Source organism: Mesorhizobium sp. M8A.F.Ca.ET.021.01.1.1, assembly GCF_003998025.1.
GTDB lineage: Bacteria > Pseudomonadota > Alphaproteobacteria > Rhizobiales > Rhizobiaceae > Mesorhizobium.
On record NZ_RZSJ01000626.1, the window covers coordinates 1 to 3,451 of the forward strand.

The 3,451-nt window shown below is 65.6% G+C and carries 2 protein-coding genes; both read left to right on the top strand.

From position 1 onward, the window contains the following. On the top strand, positions 1-1,609 hold a 1,609-nt coding region (locus tag EOA36_RS31005), incomplete at its 5' end, for a DNA topoisomerase IV subunit B (protein WP_145969394.1). A gap of 45 nt (positions 1,610-1,654) precedes the next feature. After that, on the top strand, positions 1,655-3,451 hold a 1,797-nt coding region (locus EOA36_RS31010; protein WP_145969395.1), incomplete at its 3' end, for an FUSC family protein.

Sequence of the window (3,451 nt, forward strand, 5' to 3'; positions counted from 1 at the left end):
GGCCTCCGGCGGCCTGCACGGCGTCGGCGTTTCCGTCGTCAACGCCCTGTCGGACCATCTCGAGGTCGAAGTCGCGCGCGGGCGCCAGCTTTATCGCCAACGGTTTTCACGTGGCATTCCGGTAAGCGGTCTGGAGCACCTCGGTGAGGTGCACAACCGCCGCGGCACCAGGACGCGTTTCCATCCCGACGAGCAGATCTTCGGCAAGGGCGCGGCCTTCGAGCCGGCGCGGCTCTACCGCATGACGCGCTCCAAGGCCTATCTGTTCGGCGGCGTCGAAATCCGCTGGACCTGCGATCCATCCCTCATCAAGGAAAAGGATCAGACGCCGGCCAAGGCGGAATTCCATTTTCCCGGCGGCCTCAAGGATTATCTGAAAGCGTCGCTCGGCGACGAATTCCAGGTGACGCGCGAAATCTTCGCCGGCAAGAGCGACAGGCAAGGCGGCCATGGCTCGCTCGAGTGGGCAGTGACCTGGTTCGGCGGCGACGGCTTCATCAATTCCTACTGCAACACCATTCCGACCGGTGAAGGCGGCACGCACGAGGCCGGCTTCCGCAACGTCCTGACGCGCGGCCTGCGGGCCTATGCCGACCTCGTCGGCAACAAGCGCGCCTCGATCGTCACGTCGGAAGACGTCATGATCTCGGCCGCCGGCATGCTGTCGGTGTTCATCCGCGAGCCGGAATTCGTCGGCCAGACCAAGGACAGGCTGGCGACGATCGAAGCGATACGCATCGTCGAGACCGCGATACGCGACCCGTTCGACCATTGGCTGGCCGACAATCCGCAAGAAGCCTCGAAACTGCTCGACTGGGTGATCGCGCGCGCTGACGAACGGGTGCGCCGCCGCCAGGAAAAAGAGGTGTCGCGCAAGAGTGCGGTGCGCAAGCTGCGCTTGCCGGGCAAGCTCGCCGACTGCACACAGAACGCGGCGGCAGGTGCCGAACTCTTCATCGTCGAAGGCGATTCCGCCGGCGGCTCCGCCAAGCAGGCGCGCGACCGTGCCAGCCAGGCCGTCTTGCCGCTGCGCGGAAAAATCCTCAACGTCGCCAGCGCCGGCAATGACAAGCTGGCCGCCAACCAGCAGATATCGGACCTGATCCAGGCGCTTGGCTGCGGCACGCGGTCAAAGTATCGCGACGAGGATTTGCGCTACGACCGCGTGATCATCATGACCGACGCCGACGTCGACGGCGCCCACATTGCTTCGCTGCTGATCACCTTTTTCTACCAGGAGATGCCGGCGCTGGTACGCGGCGGCCATCTCTATCTGGCGGTGCCGCCGCTTTACTCGATCAGGCAAGGCGGCAAGGTCGCCTATGCCCGCGACGACGCCCACAAGGACGAGCTTCTGCGCACCGAATTCACCGGGCGCGGCAAGGTCGAGCTCGGCCGATTCAAGGGCCTGGGCGAAATGATGGCCTCGCAGCTCAAGGAGACCACCATGGATCCCAGGAAGCGCACGCTGCTCAGGGTCGACGTGATCGACGCCGAGGCGGCGACCAAGGATGCGGTCGATGCACTGATGGGCACCAAGCCCGAAGCCCGCTTCCGCTTCATCCAGGAACGCGCCGAATTCGCCGAGACGGAAGTGCTGGATATCTAGCCGCTGGCGAGTTTAGCTTGCGCCCCCTGACATGGAGACCGGCATGTGACCTGGGCGCGGCTGAAAACCTATTTCGAGACGAGCCTGGCCGGCCTGACGCAACCGACGCGATCGGACTGGATCTTTGCCCTGCGCACCGTTTCGGCTGGCATGATCGCGCTTCTCGCCGCCTATGCGCTGAAGCTCGACCATCCGCAATGGGCGATGATGACGGTGTTCATCGTCGCCCAGCCGGTTGCCGGCATGGTGCTGGCGAAAGGCTTCTACCGGCTGCTCGGCACGCTTGCCGGGGGTGTCGCGGCAATCGGCATCACCACGGCGTTCGGCGCCGGCCCCTGGATTCTGGTGACGGTACTTGCCGTCTGGATTGGCATCTGCACCTTCGTCTCGTCGCTGCTGCGCAATCCCGAAGCCTATGGCGCCGCCCTTGCCGGCTACACCGCCATGATCATCGGCCTTCCCGCTTTCGGACAACCGCATCTGGTCGTTGACCTAGCGGTCGCGCGTTGTGCCGAGATCGTGCTCGGCATCGTCTGCGCCGGCCTCACCAGCCGGCTGATCCTGCCCAAACTGGCCAGCGACGCCATCATCTCGCGGCTGAAACGCTGCATTCTCGACCTCGCCACTTACGCCGGCGGAGCGTTTTCCGGCGGGGATCGGGCAACGCTGATCGGCCTGCACCGGAAGCTTGTCGCCGACACCCAGACGCTTGGCGAGATGCGCGCCTATGCCAGGCTCGAAGCGCCGAGCTTCGCACCGCGCGCGCATCCGGTGCGACGCACGATCGGACAACTGCTCTCGGCTCTTTCGGCGGCGCGCGCGCTCTATTCGCATGCCGCTCCGAAAAACGCGGCCCTCATCCCGGTGCGCTCGGAACTGCAAGCCCTTGTAGGCGAACTGGCAACCAAGCCGGGAGCGCTGGACGATACCTCGCCCTGGTTGGCGCGGCTCGACGCGATCTCAACCAAGGCCCGGCAAATGCCCGATGCCTCGGTCGATCAGGGTGAGGACAGGGTCGGAACCATCACCCGCCTCACCATAGCGGCCGATTTCGCCGAGGCGCTGAAACAGGTGCTTCGTGGCCTGGACGCGCTGCGCGCGCCGGTGACCCGCCGACCAGGTCCTGGCAGCCAGCAGCCGGCCCTGGTGGTGCATCGCGACTATCCCGGTGCCGCACGCAACGCCATCCGCGCGGCCGTTGCCACGCTGTTGGTCGCGGCTTTCTGGCTGACGACGAAGTGGTCGGAGGCGGCCGGCACCGTCATCCTGGTTGCCGTCGTGTCGAGCCTGTTTGCCGCTCGCCCCGATCCCGTGCAGGTATCATGGGGTTTCTTCAAGGGAACGCTGCTCGCTTTGCCGTTCGCCTTTCTCGTCGGCCAGATCGCGCTTCCCGCCCTGCCCGGCTTCGGGTGGTTCATGCTGTTCGTGGTGCCCATCATGGTGCCGGCGGCACTCGCCATGGCCAATCCGCGCTATGTCGGCGTGGCGACGGCCTTCGCCATCAATTTCCTGGCTTTCCTCAGCCCGCATCAGGCGATGACCTATGATCCCGGCCCCTTCTTCGCCGGCTCGGCATCGATCCTGGTCGGCATCCTGCTGGCGATCGGCGTCTTCATCGTCGTGTTGCCGGCGGATCCGTGGCTCGCGGCCGACCGCATCGTGCGGGCCATGCGCGAGGATCTGGCGCGGCTTTGCCTGCATGAGCGCGTGCCGAAGCGTTCGGCCTTCGAGAGCCTCGCTTATGACCGGGTCAATCAGTTGATGCCGTTGGTGCAGAATTCCGGCAGGAAGGGCGAGGCGGTGCTGGGCGGCGGCGTCGCCTCCGTCACGGTCGGCCTGGAA